The 13,423-nt window shown below is 65.5% G+C and carries 9 protein-coding genes and 4 pseudogenes; 5 read left to right on the plus strand and 8 right to left on the minus strand.

Translation table 11 applies throughout. The features are described from left to right. On the minus strand, window positions 1-234 hold a 234-nt coding region (locus tag EES42_RS43175; protein WP_241196991.1), incomplete at its 3' end, for a helix-turn-helix domain-containing protein. Window positions 235-1,225: 991 nt separating this feature from the next. Between EES42_RS43175 and EES42_RS43180 the strand changes: the two genes are divergently transcribed. Continuing rightward, the gene (locus tag EES42_RS43180; protein ID WP_124723670.1) at window positions 1,226-2,866 is read left to right on the plus strand and encodes a cytochrome bc1 complex cytochrome b subunit; all 1,641 of its coding nucleotides are present in this window, start codon (window positions 1,226-1,228) and stop codon (window positions 2,864-2,866) included. Between the two features lie 9 nt (window positions 2,867-2,875). On the opposite strand, the gene EES42_RS43185 is transcribed toward EES42_RS43180, so the two are convergent. The 4 genes and pseudogenes from EES42_RS43185 to EES42_RS43200 all read right to left on the minus strand — a co-directional run bounded on the left by EES42_RS43185 (window position 2,876) and on the right by EES42_RS43200 (window position 8,422). Beyond that, a complete protein-coding gene (locus EES42_RS43185) occupies window positions 2,876-3,265 on the minus strand; it encodes a cytochrome c oxidase subunit 4 (RefSeq protein ID WP_124723671.1) in 390 nt (129 codons plus the stop codon). Beyond that, window positions 3,262-4,905, minus strand: coding sequence for an aa3-type cytochrome oxidase subunit I (gene ctaD, locus EES42_RS43190; RefSeq protein ID WP_241196992.1), 1,644 nt, complete (start codon window positions 4,903-4,905; stop codon window positions 3,262-3,264). The genes EES42_RS43185 and ctaD overlap by 4 nt, the downstream gene beginning before the upstream one ends. A gap of 229 nt (window positions 4,906-5,134) precedes the next feature. Continuing rightward, window positions 5,135-6,170, minus strand: a pseudogene (locus tag EES42_RS43195) (integrase core domain-containing protein). Between the two features lie 236 nt (window positions 6,171-6,406). Continuing rightward, window positions 6,407-8,422, minus strand: coding sequence for a hypothetical protein (locus EES42_RS43200; protein WP_124723673.1), 2,016 nt, complete (start codon window positions 8,420-8,422; stop codon window positions 6,407-6,409). Between the two features lie 252 nt (window positions 8,423-8,674). Here EES42_RS43200 and EES42_RS43205 point away from each other — a divergent pair. Further along, window positions 8,675-9,516 (plus strand): annotated as a pseudogene (locus EES42_RS43205) (IS5 family transposase). A gap of 213 nt (window positions 9,517-9,729) precedes the next feature. On the opposite strand, the gene EES42_RS43210 reads toward EES42_RS43205, so the two are convergent. Continuing rightward, complete coding sequence (locus tag EES42_RS43210; protein WP_124723674.1) at window positions 9,730-10,431, minus strand: hypothetical protein; 702 nt, start codon at window positions 10,429-10,431, stop codon at window positions 9,730-9,732. 404 nt (window positions 10,432-10,835) lie between these two features. On the opposite strand from EES42_RS43210, the pseudogene EES42_RS43215 reads away from it, so the two are divergent. Further along, window positions 10,836-10,937 (plus strand): annotated as a pseudogene (locus EES42_RS43215) (IS5/IS1182 family transposase); the annotation flags it as partial. A 31-nt stretch (window positions 10,938-10,968) separates the two neighbouring features. Here the strand turns inward: EES42_RS43215 and EES42_RS43220 are convergent. Continuing rightward, entirely contained in the window at window positions 10,969-11,229 is a 261-nt protein-coding gene (locus tag EES42_RS43220) for a hypothetical protein (RefSeq protein ID WP_124723675.1), read from the minus strand. Window positions 11,230-11,509: 280 nt separating this feature from the next. Here EES42_RS43220 and EES42_RS43225 point away from each other — a divergent pair, with 280 nt between their 5' ends. Beyond that, the gene (locus EES42_RS43225) at window positions 11,510-12,553 is read left to right on the plus strand and encodes an ArsR/SmtB family transcription factor (RefSeq protein ID WP_124723676.1); all 1,044 of its coding nucleotides are present in this window, start codon (window positions 11,510-11,512) and stop codon (window positions 12,551-12,553) included. A gap of 261 nt (window positions 12,554-12,814) precedes the next feature. Here the strand turns inward: EES42_RS43225 and EES42_RS43230 are convergent, their stop codons facing one another. Beyond that, window positions 12,815-13,117 (minus strand): hypothetical protein, encoded by a 303-nt coding sequence (locus tag EES42_RS43230; protein WP_124723677.1) that lies wholly within the window; start codon window positions 13,115-13,117, stop codon window positions 12,815-12,817. 158 nt (window positions 13,118-13,275) lie between these two features. On the opposite strand from EES42_RS43230, the pseudogene EES42_RS43235 reads away from it, so the two are divergent. Further along, window positions 13,276-13,386: pseudogene (locus EES42_RS43235) on the plus strand (IS481 family transposase); the annotation flags it as partial. Window positions 13,387-13,423 lie beyond the last annotated feature (37 nt).

Raw genomic sequence — 13,423 nt, forward strand, 5'->3', positions numbered from 1 at the left:
CCTCAGGCCACAGGGGATGTGATCAAGGACGGCCTGCCGGACGGCGGCCTGCTCGGTCTCGGACAGGACCTGGTGTTCGCCTGTGCGGCGGCCTCGCGGACGGGACAGCAGTGCGTCGCGTCCGCCGGCCTGCCACTTCGCCCACCAGTTGTCCACGGCCCTGGCCGACACCTTGAACAAGGAAGCGACCTCCGCCCGGTCCCAGCCCTCCGCCAGCGCGGACACCGCCAGCAACCGCACGGCCTCCTGCGCGCCCGGCGACCACGTCCGCGCATCCCTCACCAGATCACTCACACATCGTCAACGAGCATGAACACAAAGCGCTTCGGATCAATAACGGTATTGCCTCTTATCAACTACTGACGCGAGTATCGGCCGAGTACACCTAAGGGCTGTCCCCCGTACACTCCCCGCCGTAGACTTATCAGAGAGCTTGAACCTTGCCAGACGTCCAGTTCAGGCGGGCCCCGCGAGATTGATCCCGCGAAGGGCAGCGGGATCGGAGTTTCCCACGGCTCCGGCCATTGCGGGCTCTCCCCAATGAACGGAAGCTTCTGCCTCGCTTTGTGAGCGACGGAATCCCCTCAGAAAGGACGTGGGCCAGATGATCCACCTTGTGAGCCAGGCGCCCATCAGTGACATCACACTGGCCGCTTCGGCTGTGCGCTGGATTTTCCCCCTCGGTATAGCAGTGGTCGTAGTCGCTGTTCTGCTTGGCCTCGTCTGGTGGGACGCGCGCCGTCGGTCTCGGGCACGACAGCAGGGACCACGGCCCGAACGTTCCTCCCGAAGTAGCGAAAACTTGAGGGCTGCAGATGATTTCGGGGAAGGTCTCAGCCCATATGAGATCAACCGCCCCTCTTCGACAATGGACGTACCCAAGGATGACAACGGTGGGGCTTTTGGCAGTGGAAGACCCGGCAGCTGACGGGTCGGCGACATCGGCGGCACTTGCCGAGATCATCGCGCGGTCAAGATCTACTTTCTATACCCACCCTTAGCTTTTCCTACCTAATCCCTTGATAAGGGCAGCGCTGGAGGAGATCGATGCGCTCGCGGGGTGGGGCCGACGTACCCGCCCCCCGGCACGTCAGGGCCAGGTCGGCCGATCAGGTGCCGATACCGCGATTCTGCGTAGTCCCTTCGAGTAATGCGCTACTCATAAAGGGCGAACCGTAACAATAAGGGGCGGAGGGTGGAAGGAAGATCGACGGGAGAGTGGTGCATGCCCCTGCGGAGGCGTAAGGCGCAGCTGAAGGCCCGGGCCGGGAAGACGGCGGTCAGTGGTTACGGCGCGGTGGATGGGCGCCTGCCCGTCAGCGAGCTGGCCCGGCAGTTGCTGCGCAAGGCCTTTCCCGACCACTGGTCCTTTCTCCTCGGTGAGATCGCCCTCTACTCCTTTGTGGTCCTGCTCCTCACCGGCGTGTACCTCACTCTGTTCTTCGACCCGAGCATGATGGAGAGTGTCTACACCGGTTCCTATGTGCCCCTTCAGGGGGTGAGGATGACGCAGGCCTACACCACCACGCTCGACATCAGCTTCGCCGTGCGCGGGGGCCTGCTGATGCGTCAGATCCACCACTGGGCGGCCCTGGTGTTCGTCGCCGCGATCGCCGTCCATATGATGCGGATCTTCTTCACCGGCGCCTTCCGTAAGCCGCGGGAGGCCAACTGGATCGTGGGCGTGACACTGTTCGTACTCGCGCTTCTCGAAGGATTCGCGGGCTACTCGCTGCCCGACGACCTGCTGTCGGGTACGGGCCTGAGGACGGCGGCCACCATTGTGGGGTCGATCCCTGTCGTCGGAACGTACCTGGAGCTGTTTGTTTTCGGCGGACAGTTCCCGGGCGATGCCGTGATTCCCCGTCTGTACCCCGTGCATGTCCTGCTCGTGCCCGGCCTGATCGTGGCGCTGATCACCGCTCATCTCATCCTGGTGATCTATCTCAAACACACCCACTGGGCGGGTCAGGGGAAGACCAACAAAAATGCCGTCGGCTCACCGGCGTTTCCTCACTTCACCGCGAAGACCACAGGTTTTTTCCTCATGGTGTTCGGCGTACTGACCTTGCTGGGCGCGCTCGCCCAGATCAACCCCGTATGGAACTACGGCCCCTACCGCGCCAACCAGGTCTCGGGTAACGCGCAGCCGGACTGGTATGTCGGGTTCCTGGAGGGCGCGCTCCGGCTGATGCCGCCATGGGAGACCGACATTGCGGGCCACACCATCATGTGGAATGTGTTCATTCCGGCGATCGTGCTGCCAGGCGTGGTCTTCACAGTGCTGTTCCTCTATCCCTTTTTCGAGAAATGGGTGACGAGCGACCGCAGGGAACACCATCTGTGCGACCGGCCGCGCAACCGGCCGACCCGTACGGGGCTCGGCGTGGCGGCCATCGTCTTCTACGCCGTTCTCCTGGTCGCCGGCGGCGACGACGTCGTCGTCTTCTCGTTCAGGGTTTCGATCGAGGCCATGACCTGGATCCTCAGAACCGCGCTGATCGCCGCCCCGCTCCTGGCCTTCGCGCTGGCCAAACGCCTCTGCCTCGCCCTTCAGATGCGGGATCGCCGCCGACTGACCGAGGGCGAGGAGACCGGCCAGGTGACACAGTCGGTGAACGGCGATCTCTCGGAGAGCCGCCGTGGCCTGAGCCCGACGGCCCGCTACCGCATCCTGATGCGTGATGTCCCGACGCCCCTGGAGCTCCCCGCGCAGGGCCCGATCTCGCGTCGGCGACGGCTTCGGACCGTACTGAGCGGCTGGTACTACGGGGACCTCGTGGAACTGCCCGTCACGGAGGAGCAGCGGTCCCGGATCTCGGAGCGGACGACACCGTCGGAGCCGGTCCGCGAACGCGAGGACTGAGAACCACCCTCAGTCCTGGACACCCACGTACTGGAAGACCATTCCGAACACCCCCGCTAGGACCAAGCCCAGCCCAATCACGAAGAGCCACAGACCGAACACCACACCGAGGGCAAGCACGGCCGTTCCTGCGGCTGTCAGTGACGGCCAGATGCTGTGCGGAGGAAAGAAGTCCACCGGACCGGACCGCTCATGGATGTGCCCGTTCCCGCGGTCTTCGGGGCGCAGTCCTTTCCTCCGGTAGTTGGTGGCGAAGAAGAACGTGACCAGCGACGCCATGAGGAACGAGACGGTGAGAGCCGCCGTGCCTGTCGGATCACGGGACCACACGGCGTAGAGAACATCGGTCACGAGGAAGAACCCTGCGACCCCGGCGAAGACAATGGCCTCGGTCTTCATTCGCCCGACTCCTCTTCAGCGCCCGATGCGGAGTGGGCCCCGCCTCGGTCGAGGCCCGGCTTCTGCTTCTCCGGCGTGAGGGGGTGGTGCAGGTCGAAGGCCGGCGAGTCGGAACGCACGCGGGGCAAAGCCCGGAAATTGTGCCTCGGGGGCGGACAGGAGGTCGCCCACTCCAGGGAACGGCCGAACCCCCACGGGTTGTCCACCTCGACCTTCGGCGCGTAACGGCTGGTGCGCCACACGTTGTACAGGAACGGCAGCGTCGACAGGCCCAGCAGAAAGGAGCCGACGGACGAGATCGTATTGAGCAAGGTGAAGCCGTCCGCCGCGAGATAGTCGGCGTAACGCCGGGGCATTCCGGCCTCACCCAACCAGTGCTGGACCAGGAAGGTCAGCTGAAAGCCGATAAACAAGGTCCAGAAATGGATACGACCGATGCGTTCATCCAGCATCCGTCCGGTCAACTTGGGCCACCAGAAGTAGAAGCCTCCGAACATCGCGAAGACTACTGTTCCGAAGAGCACGTAATGGAGGTGGGCGACGATGAAGTACGAATCGGTGAGATGGAAGTCCAGCGGGGGTGAGGCGATCAGCACACCACTGAGGCCGCCGAGGAGAAAAGTCACGAGGAAGCCGATCGCCCAGAGCATGGGTGTCTCGAACGAGATACTGCCGAGCCACATGGTGCCGATCCAGTTGAAGAACTTGACACCGGTGGGAACGGCGATGATGAACGACATGGCGGAGAAGAAGGGCAGGAGAACGGCTCCTGTCGCGAACATGTGGTGGGCCCAGACAACCGCCGAGAGCATGGTGATGCTGATCGTGGCCATCACCATTCCGAAATACCCGAACATCGGCTTCCGGCTGAACACGGGAATGATCTCGCTCACCACTCCGAAGAAGGGTAGCGCGACAATGTAGACCTCGGGATGGCCGAAGAACCAGAACAGGTGCTGCCACAGCAGCGCCCCGCCGTTCGCGGCGTCGTAAACATGGGCCCCGAACTTCCGGTCGGCTTCCAGGGCGAGCAGGGTGGCGGCGAGCACCGGAAACGCGAGCAGCGCGAGGATCGAGGTGAACAGTACGTTCCAGGTGAAGATCGGCATCCGGAACATGGTCATACCCGGCGCACGCAGACAGACGATCGTAGTGATGAAATTGACCGATGCCAGGGTCGTACTGATCCCCGACAGCACGAGGCCCATAGTCCAGAGGTCTCCGCCGGCGCCGGGCGAGAAGACGGCACTGTTCAGCGGTGCGTAGGCGAACCAGCCGAAGTGGGCAGCGCCGCCGGGCACCGCGAATCCGGACACCACGATGATTCCGCCGAAGAGGAAGAGCCAGTAGGTGAGCGCGTTGAGGCGCGGGAAGGCGACGTCGGGTGCGCCGATCTGAAGCGGCATGATGGCGTTCGCGAAGCCGCCGAACATCGGCGTGGCGAACAACAGCATCATGATGGTGCCGTGGACAGTGAACAGCTGGTTGTACTGTTCCGCGCTGACGATCTGCAGTCCCGGCCGGGCCAGCTCCGCGCGCATGAGCATGGCCAGCACTCCGGCCAGCAGGAAGAACCCGAACGCGGTGACTATGTAGAGATTGCCGATGACCTTGTGGTCCGTGGTCGTCAGCCAGCCCATCAGTCTCACACCGGCGTTGATGCGCTTGTTGGCTACTAGCTCGGCCGGCGCGGCTTCCTGCAGGTCCTGCGCCATCAGTTCTCCGTCCCTCCCGGTTGACTCGATGATGGAGCCTGCCACCGTGGACGGCCCGTACGACTGGCGGTGACACCTCGAGTTTCACCAATTCACCGGTTTCCGATCGGGTGTCCCAGGGGCTCTGCCCTGCCGAAAATGTCATCCGTTGAGGTCATGCGGCATGTCGGTACTCGTGGAGAATGCCGCCGAGGCGATCGCGGCGGCGTATGTCGAGGCGGGCGATCTCGTCCGGATCAGTGATCGGCGTGGGCAATGGATACAGCGGGCGGGCATTCGCGATGCCCTGATGCGGCCGATGGGAGTTGTAGAACTGTTCGAACGCGCGCAAGGCGTGGAGCAGATGACGCTGGTTCCAGATCAACGTGCGGTCCAGCAGCTCGCGCCGGCAGGTCTGCAGCCACCTTTCCGTAATCGAGTTCATTCTCGGCATCCGGACGCCGCTGAGCCCAACCTCGATGCCCGCATCGGCGAGGATCGCGTCGAACAAGGCGGGGAACTTCCCGCCCCGGTCCCGGATCAAGAACCGCGCCCGGCAGCGTGCGTCCTCCAGGTCCATGACGAGATTCTTCGCGGCCTGCGCCACCCAGGCGGTGGTCGGGTGTGCCGTGGCCGCCCGGAATCCGGATCCGCCGACTGCCGTGCTCGATCACTGCGAGCACGTACATCCGTGCCCCGGACAAGGTGACCGTCTCGAAGAAAGCGCACGCCAGCAGGGCGCTGGCCTGCGAGCGCAGGAAGTCCGCCCACGTACCTGAGCTCCGTTGGGGTGACGGATCGATCCCGGCCTCCCGCAGGATCTCCCAGACCGTGGAGGGGGCCACCCTCACGCCCGGCACCAGCAGCTCGCCGTGGAGGCGCCGGTAGCCCCACGTGGGATCTTCCCGTGCCAGGCGCAGCACCAGGGCACGGATGGAACGCACGGTGCGGGGTCGACCCGGGCGCTTCGGCCTGGACTCGGCGGCGTGGCGGCGGGCGACCGGGTCGCGGTGCCAACGTAGCACCGTGTCCGGCCGGACCAGCAGCCGCAGCCTGCGCAGCACGTCCCGCGGCAGCCGGTGCACCAGCGCCGCCGGGAACGCCCGGTCGCCCGGGCTGAACCGCACCTTCTCCTTGCCGAGTTGGCGCTCCAGCACCGACAGCTGGTGGCGCAGGGCGAGGATCTCCACGTCCTTGTCCCGATCGCTCATCGGTAGCAGGCGCAGCAGCACGGCTGGTCATCATGCCGCGTTGATCGACAGCCGCGCGACGGCGCAGACTCGACCGACCGCGCTCGACATCCCGTACACCCCGCACACCAGCTCCGACCAGGGCGGATGAGGTTATCGGAAAGCACCTATGAAACGTCGGCTTCGCGCCCCCTGTGGCTGTCAGCTGCCGCGCTGGAACATCGCGGGGACCGTGACGGTGGCTACGTAGGCCTGCCTCACTCCTTAGCGGCGTTGAGCGTCTCCCGCACTCGCGTGACCTCCCACGGGGCGTCCTCCACGGGCCAGCTCGTGCTCAGTTCCTCAAGCATGGCGCGATGGTCCTCGATGACCTCGTCCCACATCAGCCCCCATGCCGCAGCGGCTTGAACTTCCACCTCGGTACAGTGCGTCGCCCGGACGAGCGCGTCCACGGAGTTGGTCCCTGGAGACTCGTCCAGCAGTTCCAGTGCCCTGACGCGGTCATTCAACGGCACGTTCTCGTCGCAGGCTACATTCCCAAGCGCCTCGACGAGCCGTAGGTCAGCCTCCTCTGCGCCCTTGAACACCGCTTCCACCACATCGAGAGCCCGCTCGCGAACGTGATCGCTCGCGGCGGCCTCCACGACCTCGGCCAGCAGGAACGGCTCTTGCGCTGCCACGACGCCCAGCGCCGACAGCGCGGTGAGGTGTTTGGCCTCGGGCCCGTACATGCGGCTGAGCTCGGCCGGGGAGGGGGGCCGCCGCAGCGCCTCCCGGATGCGGTCCAGGACGAGGGTCCTCTCCGGTTCACGTGCTTCCTCGCCGCCCCGCTTCACGGCGCCGTCGGGACTCCACCAGTGGTCCAGGGCGATGCCCACGGCCGCCTGGTCGTCGCTTTCCAGCAGCGTGCGAAGCGCCCGGGGATACGAATCGTCCGCCGTGGGAGCCCTCAGCTTTCTATGGGCGCGATACAGGTCCGGGTCCGTCAGCCGGTGCCCTTCCCAGTGGACGCTGTGCGGCTTGCCGAAAATCAGCTCAATGGGGTTCTGGCCCCAGGGGCGCTGGGGAGGCCGGTCGCCCCAGCTTTCGGCAACCTCCTCCAGGATGGTGCGGTGCCGATCCAGGCCTCCCGTCCTGACCAGGAAATAGGACGCGTGGGCCTGTACCTTCGGCTCACCCTCGCAAAGCGCCCGCAGGAGAATGCCGTCGGCATCCGCGCCGAGGCTGTCGGCCAGGATGCGGATCGCTGTCTCCTTCGTGCCGACGGACGGGTTGAAGATCAGGTCGCCCAGGGCGGCGACGAGCCTCTCGTCCTTCACCTCGGCCTCGTCGAGCACGCCGTAGGCCATCCAGATGGCCTCCTCGCGCACCGCGTCCGAGTCCGTGCGCGTGAGAACGTCCAACAGGAGGTCGGCGTCACCGGGCTCGGCATGCCGCTTCCCGATCATGTTCAGGGCGCTCACCTCGGCGGGAGACATCGGCCGCCGGAGCACCTCACGAGCGCGGGCCAGCACCTCGGGCAGGTATGCCTCGGCACGTTCCTCGTCCTCTACTAGGACGTAACGCAGCCCCTCCGAGGACTCGTAATGGTCGAGCGCGATGCCCACGGCGACCGGGTCCTCGCTGCGCAGCAGGGTGGCGAATGCTTGCAGGCATCCCTCGTCGCTGAGCGGGAACCTCAGCTCGTCATGGGCCTTCCGGAGTACCGGATCGTCCAGCTCGGTGTCTTTCCAGTAGGTGCTGTGGAAGCCCTCGACCGCTTCGCGAATCTGATCGGCCCACCAACCCGCGTCCTCCGGCCAGGACTCCGCAAGCCGCCTGACGCGGTCACGGTGGACGCGGAGCCGCAGGGGCGTCGCTAGATAACCCGCCGCGTGCACCTGGAGTTCCAGTTCGGACGACTCACAGACACGGACGATGAAGTCCGCGACCTCCGGAAGATCGAGATCGTCCAGGGCTTGCATGGCGTTCTTGCGATCCCGCACATCAAGGCCCTCGTCCAGCACCATGGTGGTGATCAGCGCGAGCAGTCGCCGGTTCGGCTCCTCGCCCGCCGCGAGGGCGGTGCTGGCCGCGAGAAGCGCATCCTCCCGCACACCAGCGTCCGTGGCGCTTTCGAGGGCGTCGGCGATCAAGCCTGCGTCCTCCTCCTCGGCGAGATGCCACATCACGGTCAGAGCGCTCGCGTGGCTGCGGCCGGACGAAGGTTGGGCGAGGAGCTCTCGGGCGGCGAAGCGCACCTCGTTGGTCAGCGGCCAGTAAGGGTTGTCCACGCCCCACCTGGTGGTCGCCTGTGCCCGACTGGTAATCGTCCAGAGCCCCGCAGACGACGTCGATGTCGTCGCTCTCCAGCTGGGCGCTGAACTCCCCGAGGCGGGACTTCTCGTCGTCGCTCACGAGACCTCCTTCATAATCATCTCTTAAGAAGCCGCGCGGATAGGTGCGTTGGGGATACCCGGCAGGCAGGTGGGGCGCGGCCTTGGTGATCATGGGGTGGTGACGTTCCGTGATTGCTGGGGGTGTTTGTGCCTGTCCTGCCGTCCTGGCTGACCGAGCCGTTGTGGGAGCAGTTCGCGGCGTTGCTGCCCGAGCGGCCGGTCTACGATCCGGCTCATCCGCTGGGCTGTCACCGGCGGCGTATCAGTGACCGGGTCGTCTTCGACAAGTTGCTGCAGCTTCTGCGGTTCGGCTGTTCCTACCAGGCGATTGCCGACCCCACGTGTTCGGCCACCATGATCCGCACCCGCCGCGATGAGTGGATCCGGCTGGGTGTCTTTGCCCGGCTGAGGCAGCTCGCGCTTCAGGCGTACGACCGGATCGTGGGGCTGGCCCTGGACCAGGTCGCCGTCGACGGCTGCATCACCAAGGCCCCGGGCGGTGGTGAGGTCGCGGGGCGCTCGCCGGTTGACCGGGGCAAGCAGGGCCTGAAACGCTCCGGCATGGTGGACGGCTACGGCATCCTCCTGGGTCGTGTCCTGGCCGGGGCCAACCGCCACGACTCACCACTCCTGGCCCCGACCCTGGACCTCCTAAACGGACTTGGGCCTCTGCCTGAGCAGATCGCCGTCCACCTCGACGCCGGCTACGACAGCGACAACACCCGCACCCTCTGGCCGGGCGCGGCCTGCACGGCCGCATCGCTCACAAGGGCGAAAAAGCCCCTGTCCAGGCGAGTCGGCGGTGGCATGTGGAGCGGACACATGCCTGGCAGAACGCCTTCCATCGCCTGGCCCGCTGCTTTGAGCGCCGCGCCGTGCTCGCCGACGCGTTCTTCGACCTCATCGACACCATCATCACCGTCCGCAGTCTGATCCGCCGGGCATGGACCACCCACCGCTGGCACACCCGACCCCACCACCGCCCTTGAACCGCCGACGTTGGCACGCCCCTGGGGTGTCGTCCACGCGGCAGTCCCCGGGGGCGCACCGTGCGGGACGTGGTCAGCGGGGGGCCAGCACGACAACTTCGCAGCACGGCAGGAGTGGTCACCGGAAGACGCGGTGGCATGTTGGACAATGGTGGACGCGACCGGGACCTGGTGGCGAACAAGCCCGGCCCCATCCGGTTCGGCGGTGGAGGCTCAGTTGTCGCGTGTTGCCGTGGTGCGCAGCGGTAGACCTGCGTTGACTCGCCGCTTCAGCTCGTGGAAGTCATCGAAACCGTCCACGTACGTGATCGCGTTGTCGTTCTCGTCATGGTCGTCGAACACGCGCAGTAGATCGCGGTCGAAATGCTCCAGCATGCGGGGGTCATCGATGTCGATCACGGCCGGTCGGGTCGCGATCTCAAGGCGCGGCTCGCCGATCACCGCGTCGGCGATGAGCGCGCCACCGATGGTGAAGTGATGTTCTTCGCCATAGAAGAGCTGGGCGTGAACGTCGCCGCCGATGTGGGCGCCACAGTCGTTGTAATCACCGATGAGCCGATCGGTGCTCAGGTCGCCGTGGACCTCGAGCCAGCCCGCGGTCACGATGTCGCGTGCCCGCATGTTGCCGGTCACCAGCGAAAACGACTCAGGATGGTCGTCATCGCCATACTTGCCGTCGACAACCAGATCGCCGAGCACAACCAAGAGCCAAACGTGCTCCTGCGTCAGGTCGAGGTCGCCGGGTATGTGCAGGTCGCCATCGACAAACCCGATATCGGCGGTGTAGTCGTCGATCTGGTCGAGCGCCGCAGTTACACGCTTGATCATGTAGTCGTTGTGGGACAGGCTGATTGCCGTGCTGACCTCGGCTCGGGAGACCTGATTCTTCTTGTAGCTACGCACGTTGGCAATCATGGCCAGGACACTACCCTCGTGTAATTGGTGTCGAGTTCTGTCGAAGTGCATCTGTCAGATGGCGAGCTGCTGAGTTGGCCTCTTCGAAGCCGCACCGGCATGGTAAATGCCCTCACTGACACGACCGCTCTGGCCCGACACTCCGCGGCGAAATGCCGTAGCGCAATAGGTACTTCTACCGACACCACCGATCTGGAGGCATCACCGGACCTGTAGTAACAGTCACAGTCCGTAGCAGCCGCCCCGCCTCACCATGACCTGGCCAAAACGCCCAACCGCCCCTATCCGTGCGGGTTGTTAGACCGACCGGCAATAGGCGTCCGAGAGGTGGGGTGGGCAGCGGTACGGGCACGGGGCCACGTGATCATGGAGTTCTCTACGCTCAGTGATCACGAAGGACGGCCGTGCCCGCGCTGCCATCTTGCCTACTCGAACCCCTCTGGGACCAGTTCGCCGCACTCCTGCCTGCCCGGGAGGAGTGCGCCGCGGGCCACCCGCTGGGCTGCCAGCCTCACCGGCAGAGCGCAGCGCGAACTGTCAGATGTAGTACCAGAGCTGGAATACACCGCCGCTGAAGGGGCCGCGGCACTGAGGGTAGACGCCGGGGTTCTGCTGCTTCACTTGCTCGGCCGCACTGTCGCAGAAGGCGCGGTTCGGGTACGTGTCGAGGTAGTACCACTTGGCAGCGGCCACCTTGGGGACATCAGGAGTGGACGCGTGAGCAGCGGTGGGTGCCGCGAAGGCGGCCACCGCCGCGATAGCGACGGCGGTGGCGATACGGCCGAACGAGCCAGGCATGTGCCTTCCTCTCTGTAGACGGCCCGGGAATCACCCGGGCCGATTCAGCGAACTGAAGCCAGCAGCATTGCTGGGTTACGACCTCTTGGCGGCTACGTCGAGGAGCAGCCTCTGAACGTCCATGCTGCGTGTTGCTTCGGTACAAATCCTGGCTGCAGGACCGGGGAACCCCAAGCCCTTTCGGCGCTGGCCGAAGTGCCTGACGCAAAGGCACCTTGGCGTAGTGCCAGAGCGCGGAGAGGATGACACCTTCAGCCAGCCTCGCAATGGAGGACGTCTCGTGCTGCGCATCAATTTCACGTCTGAGGACCTCGTCCGGACACGCGTCGCGTCAACATGGGGGCCTCTCGGCGAGACTTTCTTTTCCCTGATGACTTTGCAGCAGCCCGGGTGTCGAGCCCTGTTCGGTGGGTGGCGCCAGAGCGTTCACGACGAGTCCGACGCTTGCAGGCACCCGGCTTCCGCGCTCTTCCGCGAGGCGTTCCTGGACTTGTTCACAGTGACGGGAGCATCGGCCTCGATCGAGGAAGGTCTTGAAGCCTTGCGGGCGGCTCGGCCCGACTACCTTGACGCCGAGCTCGTCGGAGCGGTCCAGGCCCGTGCCCACTACTCGCGCTGCACGGGTCCCTGGGCGGGCACCGCGTGGGGAGACATCGCGCACGACCGCGCCGACCGCAAAGAACTGCTGGCCTATCTCCAGGATTCTCACCGCGCTGCCGTGGCCCCCTACTGGCCGCGCATCCTGTCGAGGTTAAGGGCTGAGCAGGTCAGTCATGCCCGCACACTCGCGGAGCACGGAGTCGAGGCGATGCTCGCCGGACTGCCGCCCGGATTCCGCTGGCAGTCCCCGACGCTAGAGATCGGCCGGGGCGCACTCACCGGTACGGTCGAACTGGCCGGCCGAGGCCTGCTGCTGGTTCCCTCCGCCTTCTGTCAAACCAGGCCCATCACGTACACCAGCCCGGCCGACGACCAGGCACCCGTCGTGTTGTTTATCCCAGTCATACGGAGCATCTCCGACGCCGCCACCTTGCTGACCACACGGGAAACCGGGTCGGTGAAGGCCTTATCGGCACTCCTTGGACGCACGCGCGCACACACTCTGGAGGCCATCAGCGAGGGATCCTGCACCACTGGGCAGCTGGCCGTGCGAATCTCCGCATCCCTGCCCACCGCGAGCGAGCAGGCCACCGTGCTTCGCCAAGCTGGCCTCATCGCCACCACCCGCCACGGCAGCGGCGTCCTTCACACACTCACTCCACTCGGCAGCGCATTGCTCGAGGGGAATTACTCGTCCGCCCAACGCCACGACCGCCGCGGGTAGGCGCGCACGTCGCCCCGTTCCTGTACACACGGATCTCCTGACACGACCGTGATCAACAGGCAAGGCGTGAAGGGCCAAACAGCCCATGCCGTTGCCCGGCGACTGGCCGCGAAGTATCCGGACGACATCAAGGAGGCTCCGGATGAGGGATGACCTCACGATCCCGGCTATGCATGTGGTCGGATCATGGTCATGCTCGAAGCGATCCAGCGCAAGGCCATGCCCAAGATCAACACCACCACCCCGCCGACGAGCCTCCGCCTACGCGTTCGCCGGCCAGAACTGGATGAGGTAGCGCAGCTCCAGCACGTCGAAGGCGTGGTTGACCACCCTCTTCGCCAGGCCGGAGTTGCACAGGAACACATCGGCGCAGGACTTGTAGAACCCTTCCTGGAGCTCCTTGAACGCCCGGTGATCAATGGGCGGCACGTCCGGGCTGGTGGAGACCGCCGTAGGCCGTTCGATACACCGGTCGATCCAGTCCTGCTTCTTCTGTTGTGCCTCCAGCGCCGCGGACGCCCACAGCCTGCGCATCGGCCAGGTGGGGATGCGCAGTTCCTGCACCAGGCTCCCACCGGGTATACAGACCCGTGCCCCGCAGCAACTCGGAGATCTTGGACTTCGCCCATCCCGTCCGGCCGTGGAGATCGCTGATGGTCATGCCGCTGGAGAAGAACTTCGCGCGAAGCGGTTCCAGCCAGGCCCGGTGGGCGCTGCCGACGCTGTCGGCGAGTAATGCCCCGCTGACCCCGACGGGCTGGCTACGTCTGGCCCGGTGCGTCGTGGAAGACGGCTGGCCACTGCGGCGGGCCGCAGAACGTTTCCGAACGGCATGGTCGAACGACCGCCAGCCCCGAACCTCGTGAATCA

Source organism: Streptomyces sp. ADI95-17, from assembly GCF_003846175.1.
GTDB lineage: Bacteria > Actinomycetota > Actinomycetes > Streptomycetales > Streptomycetaceae > Streptomyces > Streptomyces sanglieri.

What these genes read in the sequence shown, in the direction of transcription:
- ctaD (WP_241196992.1), bottom strand. Translation starts at nt 4,905, where the DNA reads ATGGGCTGGCTGACGACCACGGACCACAAGGTCATCGGCAATCTCTAC.
- EES42_RS43210 (WP_124723674.1), bottom strand. Translation starts at nt 10,431, where the DNA reads ATGATTGCCAACGTGCGTAGCTACAAGAAGAATCAGGTCTCCCGAGCC.
- EES42_RS43185 (WP_124723671.1), bottom strand. Translation starts at nt 3,265, where the DNA reads ATGAAGACCGAGGCCATTGTCTTCGCCGGGGTCGCAGGGTTCTTCCTC.
- EES42_RS43220 (WP_124723675.1), bottom strand. Translation starts at nt 11,229, where the DNA reads ATGCCTGGCTCGTTCGGCCGTATCGCCACCGCCGTCGCTATCGCGGCG.
- EES42_RS43180 (WP_124723670.1), top strand. Translation starts at nt 1,226, where the DNA reads ATGCCCCTGCGGAGGCGTAAGGCGCAGCTGAAGGCCCGGGCCGGGAAG.